The organism is Pseudarthrobacter equi, assembly GCF_900105535.1.
Taxonomy (GTDB): Bacteria; Actinomycetota; Actinomycetes; order Actinomycetales; family Micrococcaceae; genus Arthrobacter; species Arthrobacter equi.
Genome location: NZ_LT629779.1, coordinates 2,352,586 through 2,372,952, shown reverse-complemented (window position 1 = coordinate 2,372,952; position 20,367 = coordinate 2,352,586). Strand labels below are relative to the sequence as shown.

General features: G+C 66.0%; 18 protein-coding genes and 1 pseudogene. 13 read left to right on the top strand and 6 right to left on the bottom strand.

Annotated elements, in window-relative coordinates:
- Positions 1–22: 22 nt before the first annotated feature.
- The gene (locus tag BLT71_RS10645) at positions 23–640 is read left to right on the top strand and encodes a TetR family transcriptional regulator (RefSeq protein ID WP_091719932.1); all 618 of its coding nucleotides are present in this window, start codon (positions 23–25) and stop codon (positions 638–640) included.
- Positions 641–671: 31 nt separating this feature from the next.
- Here the strand turns inward: BLT71_RS10645 and BLT71_RS10640 are convergent, their stop codons facing one another.
- Positions 672–1,496, bottom strand: coding sequence for a DUF1206 domain-containing protein (locus BLT71_RS10640; RefSeq protein WP_091719930.1), 825 nt, complete (start codon positions 1,494–1,496; stop codon positions 672–674).
- Positions 1,497–1,655: 159 nt separating this feature from the next.
- On the opposite strand from BLT71_RS10640, the gene BLT71_RS10635 reads away from it, so the two are divergent.
- The 6 genes and pseudogenes from BLT71_RS10635 to BLT71_RS21050 all read left to right on the top strand — a co-directional run bounded on the left by BLT71_RS10635 (position 1,656) and on the right by BLT71_RS21050 (position 8,200).
- A complete protein-coding gene (locus BLT71_RS10635) occupies positions 1,656–2,324 on the top strand; it encodes a DedA family protein (protein WP_231994259.1) in 669 nt (222 codons plus the stop codon).
- 195 nt (positions 2,325–2,519) lie between these two features.
- Positions 2,520–4,019: an FAD-binding oxidoreductase gene (locus tag BLT71_RS10630; RefSeq protein ID WP_091719927.1), complete on the top strand. Its 1,500-nt coding sequence runs from the start codon at positions 2,520–2,522 to the stop codon at positions 4,017–4,019.
- Positions 4,020–4,336: 317 nt separating this feature from the next.
- Positions 4,337–5,779, top strand: a complete 1,443-nt coding sequence (locus BLT71_RS10625) for a flotillin family protein (protein ID WP_091719925.1) — start codon at positions 4,337–4,339, stop codon at positions 5,777–5,779.
- Between the two features lie 7 nt (positions 5,780–5,786).
- Positions 5,787–6,029 (top strand): hypothetical protein, encoded by a 243-nt coding sequence (locus BLT71_RS10620; protein ID WP_015936959.1) that lies wholly within the window; start codon positions 5,787–5,789, stop codon positions 6,027–6,029.
- 101 nt (positions 6,030–6,130) lie between these two features.
- Positions 6,131–7,180, top strand: a pseudogene (locus tag BLT71_RS21055) (acyltransferase family protein); the annotation flags it as partial.
- Between the two features lie 93 nt (positions 7,181–7,273).
- The gene (locus BLT71_RS21050) at positions 7,274–8,200 is read left to right on the top strand and encodes an SGNH hydrolase domain-containing protein (protein WP_407681247.1); all 927 of its coding nucleotides are present in this window, start codon (positions 7,274–7,276) and stop codon (positions 8,198–8,200) included.
- Between the two features lie 97 nt (positions 8,201–8,297).
- Here BLT71_RS21050 and BLT71_RS10610 read toward each other — a convergent pair whose 3' ends face one another.
- The 3 genes from BLT71_RS10610 to BLT71_RS10600 all read right to left on the bottom strand — a co-directional run bounded on the left by BLT71_RS10610 (position 8,298) and on the right by BLT71_RS10600 (position 10,498).
- Positions 8,298–8,600, bottom strand: coding sequence for a DUF4193 domain-containing protein (locus BLT71_RS10610; protein ID WP_056078803.1), 303 nt, complete (start codon positions 8,598–8,600; stop codon positions 8,298–8,300).
- A 132-nt stretch (positions 8,601–8,732) separates the two neighbouring features.
- Positions 8,733–9,488, bottom strand: coding sequence for a lytic transglycosylase domain-containing protein (locus tag BLT71_RS10605; RefSeq protein ID WP_091719920.1), 756 nt, complete (start codon positions 9,486–9,488; stop codon positions 8,733–8,735).
- 392 nt (positions 9,489–9,880) lie between these two features.
- Complete coding sequence (locus BLT71_RS10600) at positions 9,881–10,498, bottom strand: TetR/AcrR family transcriptional regulator (RefSeq protein ID WP_091719916.1); 618 nt, start codon at positions 10,496–10,498, stop codon at positions 9,881–9,883.
- 96 nt (positions 10,499–10,594) lie between these two features.
- Between BLT71_RS10600 and BLT71_RS10595 the strand changes: the two genes are divergently transcribed.
- Positions 10,595–11,566: an aldo/keto reductase gene (locus BLT71_RS10595; RefSeq protein ID WP_091719914.1), complete on the top strand. Its 972-nt coding sequence runs from the start codon at positions 10,595–10,597 to the stop codon at positions 11,564–11,566.
- A 105-nt stretch (positions 11,567–11,671) separates the two neighbouring features.
- Here the strand turns inward: BLT71_RS10595 and BLT71_RS10590 are convergent, their stop codons facing one another.
- Positions 11,672–12,706: a LacI family DNA-binding transcriptional regulator gene (locus BLT71_RS10590; protein WP_172829954.1), complete on the bottom strand. Its 1,035-nt coding sequence runs from the start codon at positions 12,704–12,706 to the stop codon at positions 11,672–11,674.
- 5 nt (positions 12,707–12,711) lie between these two features.
- The gene (locus BLT71_RS10585; RefSeq protein ID WP_091719912.1) at positions 12,712–13,914 is read right to left on the bottom strand and encodes a Gfo/Idh/MocA family protein; all 1,203 of its coding nucleotides are present in this window, start codon (positions 13,912–13,914) and stop codon (positions 12,712–12,714) included.
- A 237-nt stretch (positions 13,915–14,151) separates the two neighbouring features.
- On the opposite strand from BLT71_RS10585, the gene BLT71_RS10580 reads away from it, so the two are divergent.
- From BLT71_RS10580 to BLT71_RS10560, 5 genes are all read left to right on the top strand, one after another.
- Entirely contained in the window at positions 14,152–15,096 is a 945-nt protein-coding gene (locus BLT71_RS10580) for a carbohydrate ABC transporter permease (RefSeq protein ID WP_091719909.1), read from the top strand.
- Between the two features lie 10 nt (positions 15,097–15,106).
- Complete coding sequence (locus BLT71_RS10575; protein WP_091719907.1) at positions 15,107–16,048, top strand: carbohydrate ABC transporter permease; 942 nt, start codon at positions 15,107–15,109, stop codon at positions 16,046–16,048.
- A gap of 73 nt (positions 16,049–16,121) precedes the next feature.
- A complete protein-coding gene (locus tag BLT71_RS10570; RefSeq protein ID WP_172829953.1) occupies positions 16,122–17,468 on the top strand; it encodes an ABC transporter substrate-binding protein in 1,347 nt (448 codons plus the stop codon).
- Positions 17,469–17,619: 151 nt separating this feature from the next.
- Positions 17,620–19,833, top strand: coding sequence for an alpha-galactosidase (locus BLT71_RS10565; RefSeq protein ID WP_091719904.1), 2,214 nt, complete (start codon positions 17,620–17,622; stop codon positions 19,831–19,833).
- A gap of 221 nt (positions 19,834–20,054) precedes the next feature.
- A complete protein-coding gene (locus BLT71_RS10560; RefSeq protein ID WP_157693458.1) occupies positions 20,055–20,324 on the top strand; it encodes a hypothetical protein in 270 nt (89 codons plus the stop codon).
- Positions 20,325–20,367: the final 43 nt, after the last annotated feature.

Below are 20,367 nucleotides of genomic sequence, written 5' to 3'. Positions count from 1 at the left end.
ATCACCCGGGAGTGTGACCTGCATGACATCGCAACCGAAGCAGGACCCCGAAGCACCTGCGCTTCGCGATCCGCGGGCTCTTCGCAGCCGGGAAAAGCTGGCCTCCGCCATCCTGGACCTTGCCGGGGAGAACGACGCCGGAACGCTCGCTGCGGGGCAGGTCGCAGCCGCCGCCGGGGTCAACAGGTCCACCTTCTACCAGCACGCAGCCTCCCCTGCAGCCCTGCTGCGGAAGGTCCTTTCCGACGAACTGGACGTGCTCCGCGCGGAACACCTCAGCGCGGCCGGCGGCGACATCGGCCCGGCCATCGGCGCGGTCACGGCCGACGTGGTCCGTCACCTGGACCGGCACCGCGCCATCTACCGCCGGGGACTGGTCACCGACGCCGGATCCGGCGGCCTGCACGCCATGCTCGGAGCGCACTTCGAAAGTTCGGTCCGCCTGCTGCTCGAACGGCGCGCCATTGCCGTACCCGCACCGGGCGGCCGGGAAGTCCCGCAGCCCATGGTTGCCCGGTTCATCGCCTACGGCGTGGTGGGCGCAATGGAGTCCCGGCTGGTGGAGGCCTCGCCCCGCCCGGTGGACGAATTCCTGGCGGACCTGCGCGAACTGCTTCCCGAGTGGTGGCCCATCGGCTGAGCGTGCACCGCGCCCGGCGGCCAGCAGGCGGCTAGAAGCGTCCGTAGCGTGCCCGCGCCATCGAATACACCCCATAGCAGGCCAGCCCCACCGCGATGACAGCCAGCAGGACGGTGCCGTAAGGCTGCGAGCCGAGCGTCTTCAGTCCCCCGTCCAGGCCGGTGGACTTTGACGGATCGGCGGTGACGGCAGCGGCGATCACCAGGACGCCGACGACGGCGAGCACCACGCCCTTGGCCACGTACCCGACGCTGCCGGTCCATTCAACGGCTGTCCGGGCGTTGCCGGGGTCCTGCAGGTCCTCCATGAAGTGCCGGCTGAAGCCCTTGTAGGCGTAGTACCCGCCGGCGCCGATGATGGCGAGTCCCACAACAACCAACAGCACCACTCCGGCAGGCGCCGCCATCAGTTTCGCGGTGAAGTCGGTGGCGGACTGGCTTGAACTCTTGCTTCCGCCGGTGGCAAACACCGCGAACGTGAAGGCGAGGACCCCGAACACCAGCGCCTTCCCGCCTGCAGTACCGGCTTTTTGCAGCTTCTTCTTGGACTCCGATTGGGAACGCGCCTCAAAAACTGCCTCGCTGACCATCCACAGGGCCAGCGCGGCGCAGGCGACCGCACCCGCCCACAGCAGGAAGACGCCGCCGGGCTTTGAGGCCACCGCCCCGATGGCGCCGGTCTGGTCAGCCTCGCCGCCCTGCCCGCCGGCGATCTGCAGGGCAATCACCCCGATCAGGATGTGAAGCAGCCCAATGAAGACGTATCCGGCCCGGGCCAACACCCGCAGCGCGGGGCTCCGGCTCGCCGACGCCGCTCCGGAAACTGCACGGTTTGCCTTCTCCGAGGCGTTGCCCATGGCCGGCCCTTTCGATCTGACGCTGATCATCTGTTCCGAGGCGTCCGTGCCCTGGCCGCGGTGGGAATGCTTCAGTGTAGATCTGTAAATGCCGTGCGGACAGACCTGCCCGGCCGGGATCCGCCGGAGTGGGTACACAATGGCAGTCATGGAGATTAAATGGCGGCAGGCCGTGGCGGCGGCGCTCCCGTGAGAGGCCTGGTGGACGGGATCCTCGGCGTGAGTCCGGCGCTCGCCTACACGCTGGTGGCCCTGCTTGTCTTCGCCGAGGACGCACTGTTCATCGGCTTCGTCATTCCCGGCGAAACGGCCGCCGTGCTGGGCGGGGTGGTGGCCAGCCGCGGCCAGGTGCAGTTGGGCGTCATGATGGGGCTGGTGGTGCTGGCCGCCATCATCGGCGACAGTGTGGGATACGAGGTGGGCAAGCATATGGGCCCCAGGCTGCTGGAGAACCGGTTCCTGCTCCGGCACCGCGACAACCTCGACAAGGCCCAGGACTTCCTGCGGCGCCGCGGCGGATCAGCAGTCTTCCTCGGCCGGTTCGTGGCGCTCTTCCGGGCCCTGATGCCGGCACTGGCGGGCGTCTCCGGCATGCACTATCCGCGCTTCCTGGCCTTCAACGCCGCGGGCGGGCTCATCTGGGGTGCGGGCTTCGTGCTGCTCGGCTATCTCGCCGGCAACTCCTATGGCGCCGTAGCCAAGGCCGCGGGCGAAGACGTGACTGCCGCCGTCGTGGTCATTGGCCTCGTTGCCGTGGTGATCTGGCGGGTGCGGCGTGCCCGCAGCAGGAAGCGGCAGCCGTCCTCGCCACCGCCAACCCAAAGCTGAGGCGGCTCCCGCTGCGCCAGTTGCCCCGTAAATCGCCGGGCTCCATACCGGCCGAACATAGGGGGCAGGGGCGGGTTCCTGAGCCTTGACGGCGGTGGTGGCCGGGCGTATACCGAAAAGGTCAGCGCGCTGGCCCCCGCTGGGCCCCGTATGGAGTCGGCTGCCCCCTGGTCTTGGTACACATCTGGAGTTGTCATGGGTAGCGATCGTTTTGACGTGCTCCGCGAACAGGTCCGCGGACAGGTCATCGAAGAAGGGGACGCCGGTTACGAGGAGGCCCGGCACGTCTACAACGGCATGATCGACCGCAGGCCAGCCGCGGTATTGCAGGTATCCCAGGCGGCAGACGTCATGGCCGCCGTGCGCTTCGCCCGCGGCCTCGGCATTGATGTTGCGGTGCGCGGCGGCGGGCACAGCGCCCCCGGATTCGGAACGGTCGACGACGGTCTGGTCCTGGATTTCTCGGCGCGCCGCGGGGTGCGGGTTGACCCGGCAGCGAGGACAGCGCGCGTCGAAGCCGGCGCGACGTGGGCTGACTACAACCACGCCACACACGCCTTCGGCCTGGCCAGCACGGGCGGCATCGTCGGCACCACCGGCGTCAGTGGACTGACCCTGGGCGGCGGCATCGGCTACCTTGCCCGCAAGTACGGCCTGTCCTGCGACAACCTCATCGGGGCCGACGTCGTGCTGGCTGACGGTTCATTCCTGACGGCCAGCGACGCCGAGAACGTTGACCTCTTCTGGGCTTTGCGCGGCGGCAGCGGCAACTTCGGCGTGGTCACCTCGCTCGAGTTCCGGCTGCACCCCGTGGATATGGTCCATGTGGGCATCATCTTCTTCGACGCGTCCACCGGAGCCGGCGTGGGTGCTGCCTACCGCGAATGGATTGCCGCCGAACCTGAGGAAATGGGAGCGTTCCTGGGCTTCCACCAGGGGCCACCGGTTCCGTTCCTGCCCGAGGAATGGCATGGACGGCCGGTTACGGTCGTCGTGGGCATGTGGACCGGCGATCCCGACGCCGGCCCCGCCCACTGGCAGCCGATGCTGGACGCAGGAGAACCGCTGGGCAGCTTCTTCGCACCCATGCCCTATCCCGCACTGAACATGATGTTCGACGGGCTGAATGTTCCCGGACTCCAGGGATACTGGAAGGCCGATTTCCTCCGGACCCTCAGCGACGATGCGCTGCGCGTCGCCGTCGAGAAATCGCCTGGCATCCCGAGCATCCATACGGCCAACCACTTCTACCCGATTGACGGGGCAGTCCAGCGGGTGGCTCCGGAAGCCACGGCCTTCGCCCACCGGAACGTCAATTTTGCGCCGGTGATCGCAGGGCAGTGGCCCGACGCCTCAGAGAATGAGGCGAACATCGCGTGGGTCCGCGATTACTGGACGGCACTGCATGAGTTCTCCGAGCCGGGCGGCTACCTCAACTTCCAGGACTCGGACGATCAAGCGCGCATCGAGGAGACGCTGGGTTCGAACTACGCGCGGCTTGCAGAAATCAAGGCCAAATACGATCCCGACAACTTCTTCCACATCAACCAGAACATCACGCCGGCACCGGCCACGGGCACCGGCGTTACACGTCCTGCCGCGGACGCACCTGCATCCCTGCAGCGGGAGGCAGTGGACCTGCAACCCGGGGCGGGCTCGGACGCCGCACCTCCGGAGGCCGCTCCGGCATCCTGAACACCTCTTCGGCCGTTGACACCGGTCCGGGTCCGGGGAGGCGTCCCCCGGATGAGGACCTGGCCCGTTGTGCCGCGACGGCGGCGCGGCGGGCCTGCCTGCGTGGCCCGGACGCCGTCGTCGTGCGCTGTTTTGTTGCCGCGGGCAAATAACAGGGGCCGGGCTATGGACTCTTCGGCAGGCCGCAATCAGACTGGCTACAACAGTTGGCCAGCGGATGGGCAGTTACGGGCACAAATTGATCGGCCGGGAATGGGCAGCTGCATTATTGGGGCGTTATCCGAGGCGGGTTGTCGAACCCGTGAAAGGACCTGGTCATGCCGGACTTCTCACCATTCTTCCCGCTCATTGCGATCATCCTGGGAGTGCTTTTTGCCGTTGGTTTCATTTGGGTGGCCACCAAACTGATGTGGAAAGTGGCAGAACCCAACGAAGCCCTGATCATTTCCGGGCTGACCCGCGGAACCCTGGATACCCGTGCCGGCATGGACTTCAAGATCGTGACGGGCAAGGGGGCACTGGTACTACCCGGGCTGCAGACCGTGCGCCCACTTTCGTTGACCCTGAATGAAACGGAACTCAAGGTTTCCTGCGTCACCTCGCAGGGAATCCAGGTGGTGGTGGAAGGGGTGGTCATTTACAAGATTGGGGACGCGCCACCGTTTATTGCCAATGCCGCCCGCCGTTTCCTCGGCCAGCAGCCCAAAATGGAGAGCCAGGTCTACAACGTCTTCGAGGGGCACCTGCGATCCATTATCGGCAGCATGACCATGGAGGAAATTATCCGGGAACGGGACAAGCTCGCTTCGCAGGTCCGCAGCGCCAGCGGCGTGGAAATGGAGAAGCTCGGCCTCGTGGTGGATTCGCTGCAGATCAAGGATCTGCAGGATCCCACCGGGTACATCCAGAACATCGCCAAGCCGCACATTGCCCAGGTGAAGATGGAAGCCAGGATCGCCGAGGCCACCCGCAACCGGGAGGCGGCCGAGAAGGAGGCCGAAGCGGCGGCACTGATCGCTGACGCCCAAAGCCTTTCCGCCATCAGGCAGTCCGTGGCGCAGGCCAACGCAGAACGTGCCCGGGCCAACGCTGCCCAGGCCGGTCCGCTGGCGGAGGCCACAGCACGCCAGCAGGTGGTGGTCCAGGAAACCGAAGTCGCCAAGCTCGAGGCCGACCGCGAGGAACAAAAGCTTCAAACCACCATCCGGAAGCCCGCAGACGCCAAGGCCTATGCCAAGCGCACCGACGCAGAAGGGCAAAAGGCGGCAGACATCAGCGCCGCAGAAGCCCTGGCACGGCGCACAGAGCTCGAAGCCCAGGCCAACGCCCGCCGAACGGAAATGACGGCACAGGCAAACGCCACCGCCGCGGCTGCAGCAGCGGGCGCCACCAAGGTCACCGGTGAGGCCGAGGCTGCGGCCACCAAGGCCAAGGGCGATGCTGCCGCCTCCGCCATCAAGGCCAAGGCCCTGGCCGAGGCGGACGGCATCAAGGCACGGGCCGAAGCCCTGGCCAGCAACCAGGACGCCGTGATTTCCCAGCAGCTCGCCGAAAACATGCCCGCCATCATCGCGGCCGCCGCCGAACCCTTCTCGCACGTTGGCCAAATGACAGTCCTGAACGGCGGCGAGGGCGTCAACAAGATGCTCGGCGGGATCCTGGCCCAGGCCGGCGACTACCTGCCGGCACTGCGCACCGCACTCCGCAACGGCAAGGACGCCAAAGACTCCTCGCGGACACCAACGGCTCCCGGCGCCTAGGAAGGCCATGCACAGGAATGCCGACCGCAGCCTGACAGGCAAGATCGCCCGGGTGACGGGACGGATCGGGCCCGGCACCATCGGCGAGGTCATGTTGCCCTATCTCGGCGGAACCATGGCCTTCCATGCACACCCCTTCGACAAGGCGAGCGGTTTCGCAGTGGGCGAGGAGGTGCTGGTGATCTACTTCGAACCGCCGCAAACGGTGTACGTCGAAGAACTCCCGGACGTGCTCCGGCACGCGGAGTAACCACCCGGCATCCGATAGAATCTCCTGTCGGCGAGCCTCCGCTCGCCCCTGATTTTCCCTGCGCACGGCGCGGGACTGAAGAAGTACTCAGAGGGGACGCAATGAGGCATGCCTCCGCGGTCAAGCGCGCCAACAACGGAACCGGGCACGCCCCACGGCTCGACATCCAGGGGCTCCGCGCACTGGCCGTTGGCCTCGTGGTGGTCTACCACCTCCGGCCGGAGGCCCTGGCGGGCGGGTTCATCGGCGTCGACGTGTTCTTCGTCCTTTCAGGGTTCCTGATCATCGGTTCCCTGGCACGGGAAGCTGCCAAGCACTCGTCGATCTCCGTCCCCGCCTTCTATGCCAGGCGGATCCGCCGGCTCTTCCCGGCGTCGGCTGCCGTGCTGGTGGCGGTCCTGCTGGGGACCGTGCTGCTGCTTCCGCAGAGCCGCTGGCAGGGCATCTCGGCCGATGTGCTCTTTTCGCTTCTCCAGGTGCAGAACTGGCACCAGGCGTTGTCCGCGGTGTCCTATGCGGGGGCAACTGGGGAAGTGTCACCGCTTCAGCACTTCTGGTCCCTCGCGGTCGAGGAACAGTTCTACCTGGTGATCCCGTTCTTCTTCCTGGGCCTTGTGCTGGCCGCCCGCCGCCTGAACCGGGCGGCAGACACGTTCATTGTTCCCGCACTGGCTGCGGTGGCACTGGTGTCCTTCGCGTACAGCATCTACCTCAGCAACAACGAACACACCCTGGCCTACTTCGTGACGGGCACCAGGGTGTGGGAGTTGGCCGTCGGCGGACTGGCCGCCCTGGTGCCGGCCATGGGCATCCTGACCGGGCGCCGTGCCGCCCTTGCCAGCTGGGTGGGCGTGGCCGCCGTCGTCATCCCCGTCTTCTTCCTGACCACCGATATGCCGTTCCCCGGCAGCATCGCCGCCATACCCGTGCTCGGCACTGCACTGCTCCTGAGGTCAGGCAGCGCGGCGGCAGCCGTTCCGTGGTCAGCGTCCAGGGTGCTCAGCCTCCGTCCGCTGACCTTCATTGGCGACGTCTCGTACTCGCTCTACCTGTGGCATTGGCCAGTCATCGTGTTCGCCGTGGCCCTGCTGGGCCGCGCGCCACGGATCAGGGAGGCCGTCCTTTTGGCAGTGCTGAGCCTCGGGCTCGCAGCTGCGTCCTATTACTGGGTGGAGCAGCGCTTCCGGCACCCTTCCAGCCGGAACACCGGGTGGGGCGGCCACCGGAAGGTGTACGTCCTTGCCATGTGCAGCGCGGTGCTGGTGACCGTGGCGGCGTGGGCGCCGTGGCAGGTTGTTGAGGTCAAGCGGGCCCAGCTGTCCACTGCCCTGTCCGACCGGGACTACCCCGGCGCCCAGGCGTGGTCCGAGCGTCCCGCCGCCGTTCCCGCGGGCATGCCCGTCCGCCCGGATCCGTCCGTGGCGATGCAGGACGTTCCGGCCACGAGTGTTGGCGCATGCGGTGTCTACGATCCGGCCACGGTGCCTGATACTGACTGCTGGTTCGGGTCACAGGACCAGCAGGCGCCCGTAGTGGTCGTGGTGGGCGATTCGCACGCCGGCCAGTTCGTGGATCCGCTCGTTGCGGTGTCGAAGAAGATTCCGCTCAGGATCCACGCGATGGTGCGCAACGGCTGCCCGTTTGCGCTGACGCCGCCACGCTCCGCGGACACCGTGTATGCCAACTGCTCGGCGCAGAACGCCATCACTGCCGAGAAGATTATCGGGCAGAAACCGGATCTGGTCCTGGTGGCGGGGATGCGCGAGGACGGCTACCGCAAGGCGCTCGGGTGGCACTGGTCCCCGGAATCCCCGCTGGCTGAGGGTTACGTCCAGTCCCTGTCACGGCTGCGCGGGGCGGGCCTGCGCGTCGCCGTGATCGCCGATCCGCCGTACCCCGGCGGAAATCCGGTGGAATGCCTGCAGAAGCACGGCAAGCAGGATCAATGCGCAACGTCCGCAGCCGAGGCCCTTGCAGGTACGGACACTCTGGTGACTGCCGCCGGCAGTGTTCCCGGGGTTGAAACGATCGACCTGTCCCGCCATTTCTGCCGCGACGGCGTCTGCCCGGTGGTTATTGGCAATGTCCTTGTCTACCGCGACAACCACATGACGAACACGTTCGCGAAGTCGCTGGCCCCGGACCTCGCCGTGGCATTGCGCCTGGGCTAAGCCCCGGGAGCCGGACAGGCCAGTCCCCTGGTCACCTTCGTTGAACGATGGTTCCGCCGACCTCCCTTGGGCGGCGCTGTTGCCAGCGCTCCTGCCTTTAGCCCTCGCACTCGCTGCAGTACGAATGGCCGTTGCTTTCCCGCGCCAGCTGGGAGCGGTGGCGGACCAGGAAGCAGGAGTAGCAGGTGAATTCGTCCGCGCCCTGGGGAATGACCTGGACTGTCAGTTCCTCAGAGACGATTTCTCCACCGGGGGTCAGGCCTTCATCCAGTGCATCCGCTTCGTCCAACTGGGTAACAACGCTGCGGGCGTCGGGGGCGTTGGCAGATTGCAACGCCTCCAGGGAACGGTCCTGGGACTCCTTTACATCGGAGCGGACCTCGTCATAATCGGTTGCCACGGGTGCATCTCATCTCTCTTGCCGGCTGCTCACTTGACGTGTCTCCAACGTGCGCCGCTGCGCCGTTGTTCCCGAAGGGGTGAACACACCTAGCCGGCCCCTGGAAATCCGGGGCTGGAACTGCCTCGAAATCTATCTCAGCGTTCCGGTCACCGTTGCATAAGTGACCGCTTTGTCCTTGACCCGGCGGATGTAGGCATCGGACTGGTTGTACGAGTAGATGGCCTGCGTCCACCCCTGGGACGTCCGAAGGTCGCGGCCGTTGAGGCAAAGATACGTGGCGGCGCTGAGGGCGGCGTCGTCGATGTTGAAGGGGTCCGCTGCTCCATCGCCGTTGCCGTCTCGACCCACCAGCCGCCACGTCGAGGGTATGAACTGCATGGGTCCGACGGCCCGGTCCCACTGGCCATCTCCGTCCAGTGCGCCGCCGTCGGTGTCCGGGATTGCGGCGAATCCTTCGCCGTCGAGGCTTGGGCCAACAATGGCGCCGCTTGCCTGCCCGTCCGTGTCCAGGCTGCCACCGCCGTGGGTTCCGTGTCCCGATTCCACGGAGCCGATGGCGGCCAGCGTGTTCCAACCGATTCCGCAGGCCGGGGAAGATCCATTGGCCGAGGCGGCTGCGGCAACGTAGGCCCGCAGGGCACGGGAAGGGATGCCGGTCTGCGCCGCTGCATCCGTGAGCCACTGGGCATCCGGGCTTGCCGTGACGTTGACGGCCGTTGTCATTCCGCTACGCCCCGCATCGAGTTTCACGCCCGCCAGCGGGGGCGGTGGGAGGATCTGGCCGGTGTCCTCCGCACCGGACTTCCCGGCAGCCCAGAACGAGAATGCGGTGCCCACGCAGATCAGGAACAGGCAGAGAACCACATAACGTCGAATACGGAGCACTGACTAATCAAACCATCAACACCGGCGGACAATTCATCTGTACACATCAGTGGCGTCACCGTGGCTTGACGGCGCCGAGTGGGGTATCTTGTTGCTACTCGTGGTTGAGCAGCCAGCCCGCACAGTGCGCGCAAGGGAGCCCCCGTGAGTTCTACGCCAACCATCAATGGTTCAGCGATCCACCACGCTTCCCTCCGTAGCTTTGCCCTGGAAACGGGCTAAAGACCACCTGTTGCACCGAGGATGCGGTAACAGGTGAGGGTGGCCCAATGCAGTACCGGCCCCCGCCGTGGGCCGGTACCAGAATTGGGGGCCGGCCCACGGTCCACCCGCGACGCAGCGCTGATTCGCCCCGCCGCAGGAGCCGGAAAGCGTCACCAGAACGGCACAGGCTAGTGGCGGCTCCAGTCGGCGATGGTGCGGTCCATGAACGTGGCGACCGCCTGGACGATGTCCGTGGAGGGGTCGTTCAGCCATTGCAGTCCGATGCCGTCCAGGACGGCCGTCACAATGCGGACTTCCATATCAATCTGTGCCGGCGCTAAGGACGTTGTTTCGCCCGCATCGGCAGCCTGGCGAAGGTGTCCGGCCAGTATGGTGAGGTTGCGGTCATATCGGTGCCGGATGAACGTATGGGCGGGGTGCGCAGGGTTAGACGCTTCGGCGGCCATGGTGATGAAAAGTTCGAGCAGGCCAGGATTGGCCAGGTGTGCGCTCATGACCAGGGGCAGGCGCCGAAAGTACTCCAGCCCCTCAACTCCCGAGAGGCCGGTTTCAACGGTTTGGCGGTCCCACTCCTCCAGCACCGCCGTCAACAGTCCTTCCTTGCTGCCAAAGTGCTGCAGCAGCGTGGCATGCGAGACACCGACGCGCTCGGCGATGGTTCGGATGGATCCGCCGGCAAAGCCCTGCTCACCAAAGACCGTCAGGGCCGCCTGCACGATCTGCTCCCGCCGCCGCACCCCTGTTTTATATGGGCCCCTGGGGGCAGAGACAGCCTTGCCGGCCATTCAGGCACTTCCTTTTTCCGGGACGTTGACGAAAACCTACCATTCGGTTATGGTTCATGTCCAGAAGAGGTCCCTACGACTACCCGGGAAGTGCTCATGCGGTATTCCATCCTCGGCCGGACCGGCCTCAAGGTCTCCCGGATCTGTCTCGGTACCGCGACGTTCGGCGTTGCACCCGACGCGCGCGAAGCCGGCCGGCTGGTCGGCGCGGCGCTCGACCTTGGTATCAACTTCATCGATACCGCAGACTCCTACGGCAACATGCCCGTCTTCGATCGCCCGGGCGCCCCGGCGTCCGCAGACCGCGAACCCGCCGAGCAGATCCTCGGCCGCGCGCTGCGCGGCCGCCGCGATGAGGCAGTCATCGCTACAAAGTCCCAGGTCCATGTTGGCCCCGGGATCAATGATGGCGGCCTGTCGCGCCGCCACATCATCGCGCAGGTCGAGACCAGCCTGCGGCGCCTGGGCACGGACTACATCGACCTCTACTACGCACACAACCCCGACCCCGACACTCCACTCGAACAAACCCTCAGCGCGTACGACGATCTCATCCGCCAAGGCAAGATCCGCTACATCGGCCTGTCCAACCACCCCGCCTGGCAACTCGTCCACGCTTTGTGGCTCGCCGACGACCGCCGCTACTACGGACCCGTGGCCACCCAGGTGAAGTACAACCTGATCGACCGCACAGCCGAACGGGAACTGGCGCCGGCCTGCGACGAATTTGGCGTCTCGATCATCCCGTACGCCCCGCTGCACGGTGGCCTGCTTGCTGATCTTCGCGTCCTTGACCGGGGCGTCAGCGGCGACCAGCGCTTCGCAGGGCCCGGCTTTACCAGTGGCGAGATCAATACGGCCCGCGAACTCGACCGGCTCAGCCGCGAGTGGGGACTGGCACTCAACCAATCCTCACTGGCTTGGCTGCTGTCCCGGCCGGCTGTGGCATCGGCCATCGTGGGGGCCGAGTCTGTCGAAGAACTCCACGCCAACGCTTCCGCGGCTGACGTCGACCTGGACAACGACCAACTCGCCGCCATCACAGCCTTGACGAGCGCCTTGGCCTGAAGTCCGGAGCAAGAACGCACGACGCCGGCGGAAGGGTTCGCGTCCGCGCGCTCGAGTTCTCGGAGGCGTCGGGTATGGCGCCTCCGGGCCCGCCGCCCTGCGGAATCATTCCCGGCGGCAGCCGCAGGATTGGCGGACCTGGAGGTCGGCGGGGAAGATGAGGTGCTCGGGGGTGTTGCCCCGTCCGGTGCCGATCAGGGCGTTGACCGCGGCTTCGGCCATGGCTTTTGCCGGCTGCCTGACTGTGGTCAGGGGCGGCCAGCTGTACTCCGCTTCCGCCGACCCGTCAAAGGACGCCAACGCCATATCCGCCGGCACGGACAAACCCGCCTCATGCAGCGCCCGCAGGATCCCCACGGCCTGCAGGTCCGACGTCGCAAAAATAGCCGTGGGCCGCTCCGCCCCGGCCAGCAGCCGCTTGCCCGCAGCGTAACCGCCCTCCCGCGTGAACGGGGTCCGCACAATGGGACCCTCCGGCAGGCCCGCCCCGGCCAGGGCCTGCAACCAGCCCTCCTCACGGCCGTCGTAATAGTTGCCCGTGTTCGTTCCCATCGCCAACGCGATCCGCGTGTGACCGTGACCGATCAGGTGCTCCACGGCAGCCCGCGCACCGGCCACCAGATCCACCCCCACACTGTTGAACCCCGGCGCCTCCGCACTGTGGTTCAACAACACCACCGGGACCTCCGCCGACTCGAAGTCCGCCACCCCGGGCTCCATCAACACACTCGAGACGATCACACCGTCCACCTGCCGGGCCGCCAGGTTACGCACGTTCCGGCGCTCCTTAGCCACGTTCCCGTCCGAATTGGTCAACACCAGCGCATAGCCCAGCCCGTCCGCGGCCTCTTCCACCGCGTGCGCCAGCAACGAAAAGAACGGGTTGCTGTTATCCGGAATGACCAGCCCGATCGTCTCACTCGAGCCCAGCTTCAACGCCCTGGCCGCAGCATTGGGCCGGTACCCCAACCGCCGGATGGCATCCTGGACCTTCGCCTCAGTGGCAGGCGCCACCCGCTTCGGACCACCATTCACCACATAACTCACCACGGCAGTACTCACCCCGGCGAACCGCGCAACATCCTTACGCGTCACAGGCCCCCGGGGCCCCGGCACAGCCGACATGGTCATGGAGTACATGGCTCCTAGGGGTTGGCCGGGGCGTCGCCGAAGTCGCGGATGGGAAGCCGCGCCCCGTTCTGCTGCGCCGAGGCGTGGGCCACGATGCCGGGCAGGGTGAAGCGTGCGGCCACCCAGGCGTTGACCGGGGGCAACGTTCCCTCGTTGACGGCGGTGACGAAGTCGTCCACCAGGAAGTGGTGGCTGCCCTCGTGTCCGTTAGGGGCGCCGCGGAACTCCTCCGGCAGCCGCCCCGCGTCGTGCACGGGAGCAAGCCCTGATACGAATGCGTCACGCAGTTCGGGCGCAACATTGGCCAGGGACGGATCGTCCAGCGGAATGCTGGGCCGCGTCTCCATCTGTTCCGAGATGTCGTGGACGTTCTTCTTGTCCTGCCACACCGTGACTTTGGCGAGCTGTTCGAAGCTGGCCTCGGTTCCGAAGAAGCGGAACCGGGACTCCCGGATGTGGGAGGGGTAGCCCACGCGACGCATTTCGTTGGTGCGCATCACGCCGCCGTCGTTCAGTTCAAAGAGGGCCGTGGCGTTGGAGAAGTCGTTGCCGAACATGCTGACGTCCTTGTCGAAGACGCCGTCATTGCGGTCGTCCTTCACGCCGAAGCAGCTGACGCTGACCGCATGCGACGGAAGTGCGCCAAGGACGCCGCCGATGGCATGGGTGGGGTACAGCATGGGCGGGTAGCTGGCCGTCTCTTTCCAGCGGTCGCCGCCGCTGTACTGGTAGGCGTCGTAGAAGCCCAGGTCCATGTCATGGACGTAGTCGCCCTCAGAGTAGAAGATCCGCCCAAACTTGCCTGCAGCGTGCTGTTCGCGGGCGTAGACGGTGGCGGGGTTGTAGTAGCTGGTCTCCCCCATCATGTACACCCGGCCGGTTTCACGGACGGCTTCGATGATGCGGGCGATTTCTTCTTCCGTCACCGCCATGGGCACGGCCGAGTAGACATGCTTGCCCGCGCGGAGGGCACGTTCAACCAGCGGACCGTGGGTCCAGCGCTGGGTGAAGATGGCCACGGCGTCAACATCGGAGGCCAGAAGGGCCTCAAAATCCGGCTTCACACCGGCGAGGTCGTAGCGATCCACCGCCTCGGCAGCGCGTTCCGGGCGCTCATCCACCACGTACACCTCCCTGACGCCGGGGTGGAGGTTGAACAGGTGGGCAAACTGGCCGCCGAACTGGCCGGCGCCAACGATGCCGATTGAGAACGTCATTGTTTTCCTTCTGTGTGGAAGTGGATGTGCGCCGGTGGCGGCGCAGAAGCAGGAATCCAGTATGTGTTTCCCGCCCTGCCAATGCGGGAACTCAGTTGTTCTACTCGAGTCAACAACTCCAGGCCATAAAAATCAAGCCGTTTCGGGGCATAAATTAATCTCTTGCCTCACTCCATCTACTCGTGTAGATTGCAGCTCAGGTTGTTAGGCACATCACACAATCAGGAAGGGTCGAAGATGACCACCCTTACCAGGAGCCCCCGTTCGGGGGAGCAAAACCCCAAGCGAACACGGCTTAACCGGAAGCTGCCCGGCACCCGCAGCGAGGTCAGGATTGCCCTGTTCTTCATCGCACCGGCCATGATCGGATTCGTCCTCTTCTACCTGGTGCCCACCATCCGCGGGATCTACCTCAGCTTCACGGAATACAACATCCTCGGAGATCCGGAATGGATCGGGCTGGAGAACTACCAGGCGATCGCCAAGGATCCCCTGTTTTGGAACTCACTGGCCGTCACCGGCCAGTACGTCGTCCTGAACATCGCGCTGCAGACGTCACTGGCACTGGGTCTGGCGCTGCTCATGCACCAGGTGGCCAAGTCGACCATCATCCGGGGCGCACTGCTGCTCCCCTACCTGATGTCCAACGTCATTGCCGCCCTGCTGTGGTTCTGGATGCTGGACTACCAGATCGGCGTGGTGAACCAGTTCATCGAGTGGGCCGGCCTGCCCCGGGCCGCCTTCTTCGGCAGCGAGGAATGGGCCATCCCCACGCAGGCGCTGATTAACACCTGGCGGCACATGGGCTACACCGCGCTGCTGATCTTCGCCGGCCTGCAGTCCATTCCGGGCCACGTCTACGAGGTGGCCAAGCTGGACGGCGCATCGGCATGGCAGACCTTCCGGAAGATCACCATCCCGCTGCTGCGTCCGGTCCTGGTACTGGTCCTGGTGGTCACCGTCATCGGTTCCTTCCAGGTCTTCGACACCGTCGCGGTGACCACAGGCGGCGGCCCGGTGAACGCCACCCGCGTCATCCAGTACTACATCTACCAGCGCGCCTTCACGGAGTCGGACTTCGGCTACGGATCGGCCATCGCCGTCATTCTCTTCCTCATCCTCGCCCTGGTGGCCTTCATCCAGATGAAGTTCCTCAAGGGCAACGAGTCGGACCTGGACTAAGGAGTCCTCCATGACCACCACCGCAAGCCGCGCGCCGCTGGCCAAGCCGGCCAGCCGCCGTCGTACGGCAAAGCACCGTCCGTTCAACCCACGCCGCGCCGGCGCCTGGGCCCTGCTGATCCTGGCCATCGCCGTCTCCGTCCTTCCCTTCCTCTGGGTGCTGCGGACCGCGCTGTCCACCAACAACGCGCTGGCAACCAACGCCGGCAGCCTCCTCCCGGCCGAATTCACCTTCGGTGCCTTCAAGCGGGTTTTCGGCCTGCAGACTCCCGCGGAGGCCGTTGCCGAAGGCGGCTCGGGCGCCGCGATCGATTTCTGGATCTACCTGCGCAACTCCGTTGTCTTCTCCTCCATCACCACCGCCGGGGCCGTGTTCTTCAGTGCCATGGCCGCCTACGCTTTCGCCCGGCTCCGCTGGAAGGGCCGCAATGCCGTCTTCAGCCTCTTCCTCGGCACCATGCTGGTCCCGCCGATCTTCACGGCGCTGCCCAACTTCCTGCTGATCAAGAACCTGGACCTGCTCAACACCATGCTCGGAATGGTCCTCCCCTATCTGTTCATGACCCCGTTCGCCATCTTCTTCCTCCGCCAGTTCTTCCTGAACATGTCCCGCGAGGTAGAGGAAGCGGCAATGCTCGACGGTGCCAAGCACCTCCGCATCTTCTTCCAGATTGTCCTGCCCAACGCCGCAGCCCCCATCGCCACCCTCGCCCTGCTCACCTTCATCGGCCAGTGGAACGAGTACTTCTGGCCGCTGCTGGTCGGCTCCCAGGATGACGTCCGCGTGCTCCAGGTGGGGCTCGGCGTCTTCAAATCGCAGTCCCCGCAGGGCGCACCGGACTGGTCCGGCCTGATGGCCGCCACCCTCGTCTCGGCCCTGCCGGTCCTGATCCTCTTCGCCGCCTTCGGCAAGAAGATCGTCAACTCCATCGGCTTCTCCGGCATCAAGTAGACCCCCTTTTTTCTCCTGCAACCTCGCGCGGGCCATGGCGGCCTGCCCGAAAACATCCCTGAAAGGACCTCCCATGAAGAAAATGAAAGCAACCGGTGCCCTTGCTGCGGCCGCCGCAGCAGTCCTCGCTCTCTCCGCCTGCGGCAGCGGCGGCGGTTCGGCCGAAGCCGGCAAGGGCGAAATCAGCTACTGGCTCTGGGACGCCAACCAGCTCCCCGCCTACCAGCAGTGCGCCGACGACTTCACCAAGGCCAACCCGGACATCACCGTCAAGATCACCCAGCGCGGCTGGGACGACTACTGGAGCACCCTCACCAACGGCTTCGTGGGCGGCACCGCACCGGACGTCTTCACCAACCACCTGGGCCGGTACGGCGAGCTCGCCGAGAACAAGCAGCTCCTGGCCATCGATGACGCAGTGGACAAAGACAAAGTGGACCTGTCCGCCTACAACGAAGGCCTCGCGGACCTCTGGGTGGGCCAGGACGGCAAGCGGTACGGCCTGCCCAAGGACTGGGACACCATCGGCCTGTTCTACAACAAGGACATGCTCGCTTCCGCCGGCATCTCCGAGGACCAGATGAAGGACCTCACCTGGAACCCCAAGGACGGCGGCACCTACGAGAAGGTCATCGCCCACCTCACCGTGGACAAGAGCGGCAAGCGCGGTGACGAGCCCGGGTTCGACAAGAACAACGTCCAGGTCTACGGCCTGGGCCTGAACGGCGGCGGCGACTCCTCCGGCCAGACCGAGTGGAGCTACCTCACCAACACCACCGGCTGGTCCCACACGGACAAGAACCCGTGGGGCACCCACTACAACTATGACGATCCGAAATTCCAGGACAGCATGCAGTGGTTTGCGGGCCTGGCGGACAGGGGCTACATGCCCAAGCTCGAAACCACCGTCGGCGCCAGCATGGCTGACACCTTCGCCGCCGGCAAGTCCGCCATCAACGCCCACGGTTCATGGATGATCGGCCAGTACACCGGATACAAGGGCATCCAGGTGGGCATCGCTCCCACCCCAGTGGGCCCCGAAGGCAAGCGCGCTTCCATGTTCAACGGCCTGGCAGACTCCATCTGGGCCGGCACCAAGAAGAAGGACGCCTCCATCAAGTGGGTTGAATACCTGGCTTCATCCGCCTGCCAGGACGTCGTTGCGTCTAAAGCCGTGGTCTTCCCCGCACTGAAGGCATCCTCGGACAAGGCAGCCGCAGCATTCCAGGCCAAGGGCGTGGACGTCACCGCCTTCACCGAGCACGTGAAGAACAAGACCACGTTCCTGTACCCGATCACGGACAACACCGCCAAGGTCAAGGGCATCATGGAACCGGCCATGGACGCCGTAGTGTCCGGCAAGGCGCCGGTCAGTTCGCTGACGGCCGCCAACGAACAGGTCAACGCGCTGTTCAAGTAACCCCTAAAAAAGTGGCTGCGTTTGTGGTCGCAGCCACCCGGCCGGGTCCCGCCGTCCTCCTCCTCGCGGCGGCGGCACCCGGCCACCCCCTTCCCTGGCATTCCCGTTATGCGTAACTTAAGACGCACCCTGAACACCGAAAGAGACCACCATGGATCCCCTGCACCTCCGTTCCGCCGGCACCAGCCTGCTGATCAGCTTCGACAGCGGGGAGGCCGAGGTCATCCACTGGGGCGCGGACCTGGGTGCAGCACTTCCAGACCTCGCAGTCCTCACCACGCCCGTAGGAAATTCCTCCGTGGACGCCCGCGTCCCGGCCGCACTCCTCCCCCAGGCTTCCTCGTCCTGGCGGGGCCGCCCTGCCCTCCGCGGCAACCGGATCACTGACGGCGCCCCCGGCATGGATTTCTCTTCCCGCCTCCGCGTCACGTCGGTGGACACCGCAGGCCCCGGGCGGGCCACCATTGTCCAGGCCGATGCCGACACCGGCATCAGCGTCGCCACCGCCCTCACACTGCACCCGGGTGGCCTGCTGGAACTGCGGCATACCCTTACCAACAACGGCACCACCCCCTTCCAGGTGGACGAACTGGCCACCGTCCTCCCCGTAGCGCCGGACGCCGTCGAACTCCTTGACCTGACCGGACGCTGGTGCCGCGAACGCCACCCGCAGCGGCGGCCCATCCAGCAAGGCACGTGGGTCCGCTCCGGACGGCATGGCCGCACCGGCCACGACTCTTCCCTCCTGTTTGCCGCCGGCACCCAAAGTTTCGGCAACCGGCACGGCAAGGTCTGGGCCACCCACCTGGCATGGAGCGGCAACCATGAACAGTTCGCAGACACCATCGGCGACGGACGGACCATGATCGGCGGCTCGGAACTGCTGGGCTCCGCGGAGGTCATCCTCGCGCCGGACGGCAGCTACACCACACCTGCCCTGTTCGCTGCCTTTTCGGACCGCGGCCTGGACGGCATCACCGAGGCCTTCTACAGCTGGTTCCGGTCCCGCCCGCACCACATCCTTCCTGCCGCCGCGGCCGGCACAGCCTCCACGGCCGGCGCTCCCGCCGCGAAGCCGCGCCCGGTGGTGCTGAACACCTGGGAGGCCGTGTACTTTAACCACGACCTCGACACCCTGATCGAACTTGCCGATTCCGCAGCGGACCTCGGCGTGGAGCGATTCGTGCTCGACGACGGCTGGTTCCGCGGCCGCCGCGACGACCACGCGGGCCTGGGCGACTGGTACGTGGACGAAACCCTGTGGCCGGACGGGCTGACGCCGCTGATCGAAGCCGTCACCTCGCGGGGAATGGAGTTCGGGCTGTGGGTGGAACCGGAGATGGTCAACCTGGACTCGGATGTTGCCAGGGCCCACCCGGACTGGATTTCAGGCCCTTCAGCGGTAGCCCACAAGGACGGCGGCCGGCTGCCCCTTGAATGGCGCAACCAGCACGTCATCGACCTCGTCAATCCGGAAGCCTGGCAGTACGTCTTCGACCGGATCTCGGCACTCCTGGCTGAGAACAACATCAGCTACCTCAAGTGGGACCAGAACCGGGACATCGTTGAACAGGGCCATGCCGGCCGCGCGTCCGTCCACGAACAGACCCTCGCCGCCTACCGGCTGTTCGACGAGCTCCGCAAGGCCCATCCCGGCGTCGAGATTGAAAGCTGCTCCTCCGGCGGCGGACGCGTTGACCTGGGAATCCTGGAGCGGACCGGACGTGTCTGGGCGTCGGACTGCAACGACGCCCTGGAACGGCAGGCCGTCCAGCGCTGGACCGGCGCCGTGGTTCCGCCGGAGCTCGTGGGCAGCCACATCGGCCCCACCACCTCGCACACCACAGCCCGCACGCACGACCTGTCCTTCCGTGCCATCACCGCCTTCTTCGGCCACTTCGGCATGGAATGGGACGTCCGCGGCGTCCAGGGCGCGGAACGGGAGGAGCTGCGGCGCGTCGTCGGGCTCTTCAAGGAGCACCGGGGCCTGATCCACAGCGGCCACCCGGTCCACGCGGACATCGCTGATGAGGCATACCAGCTGCACGGCGTGGCGGCCGCGGAACCCGCTGCGGAAGGTACGACGGCGGCGCTGTTCGCCTTTGTCTGTGCCCGCACCTCGGGTGCCGAGCAGCCGGGACGGATGGGCCTGCCCGGACTCGACCCGGACCGGACCTACCGGGTGGAACCCATCTTCCCGGCCCCCGGCGATAACGATTACGGACACACGTTCACCCAGGTGCAGCCACCGGCCTGGCTCACTGACGGTGCAACGGCCAGCGGCCGGTTCCTCGGCGAAGTTGGCCTGCCGATGCCGATGCTCAACCCGGAGCACGCGCTGCTCATCAAGGTCACGGCCGTCTAGGCGGTCACAACCCACGAACGTATGGCCCGGCGGAAACTTCAGCCGGGCCATACGTGTGTGGCACGGAAACCTCAGCCGGAGCGACTGCCCGGAAGCCCTGGCTCCGGGGGACTCCATGGGCCTGCATGGCGTTGCCGCCCATCCGGTACTGCGTCAGGTCCGAATGCCCTTATGACACCTGAACGAGTGTGGAAACTTTTGCTACCTGACTGGAGATGATCGTGAACCAGAGTGCCAAGACCATGACCCGGACCGCCGCCGCTTCCCTGCTGGCCCTGACCGGTTTGGCCGCAACCACCCTCCCCGCGCAGGCCGCTACGGCGTCCAGCCCCGTAACTGAAGTTTCCCGGCAGGCCACCGGCTCCCTTCTGCTGGGCGATGTACTCGCCGGCGGAATTTTGAACGGCGGCGTCATCAACGGTCCCGTAGTGGACGGCCCACTGGTGGACTTGGGCGGCACCGGCCCCTTCCAGTTCGGCCAGTTCCAGTAACCTTCCCCGCCTGACCCACCGCTGCCCGGCCTCCACGCCGGGC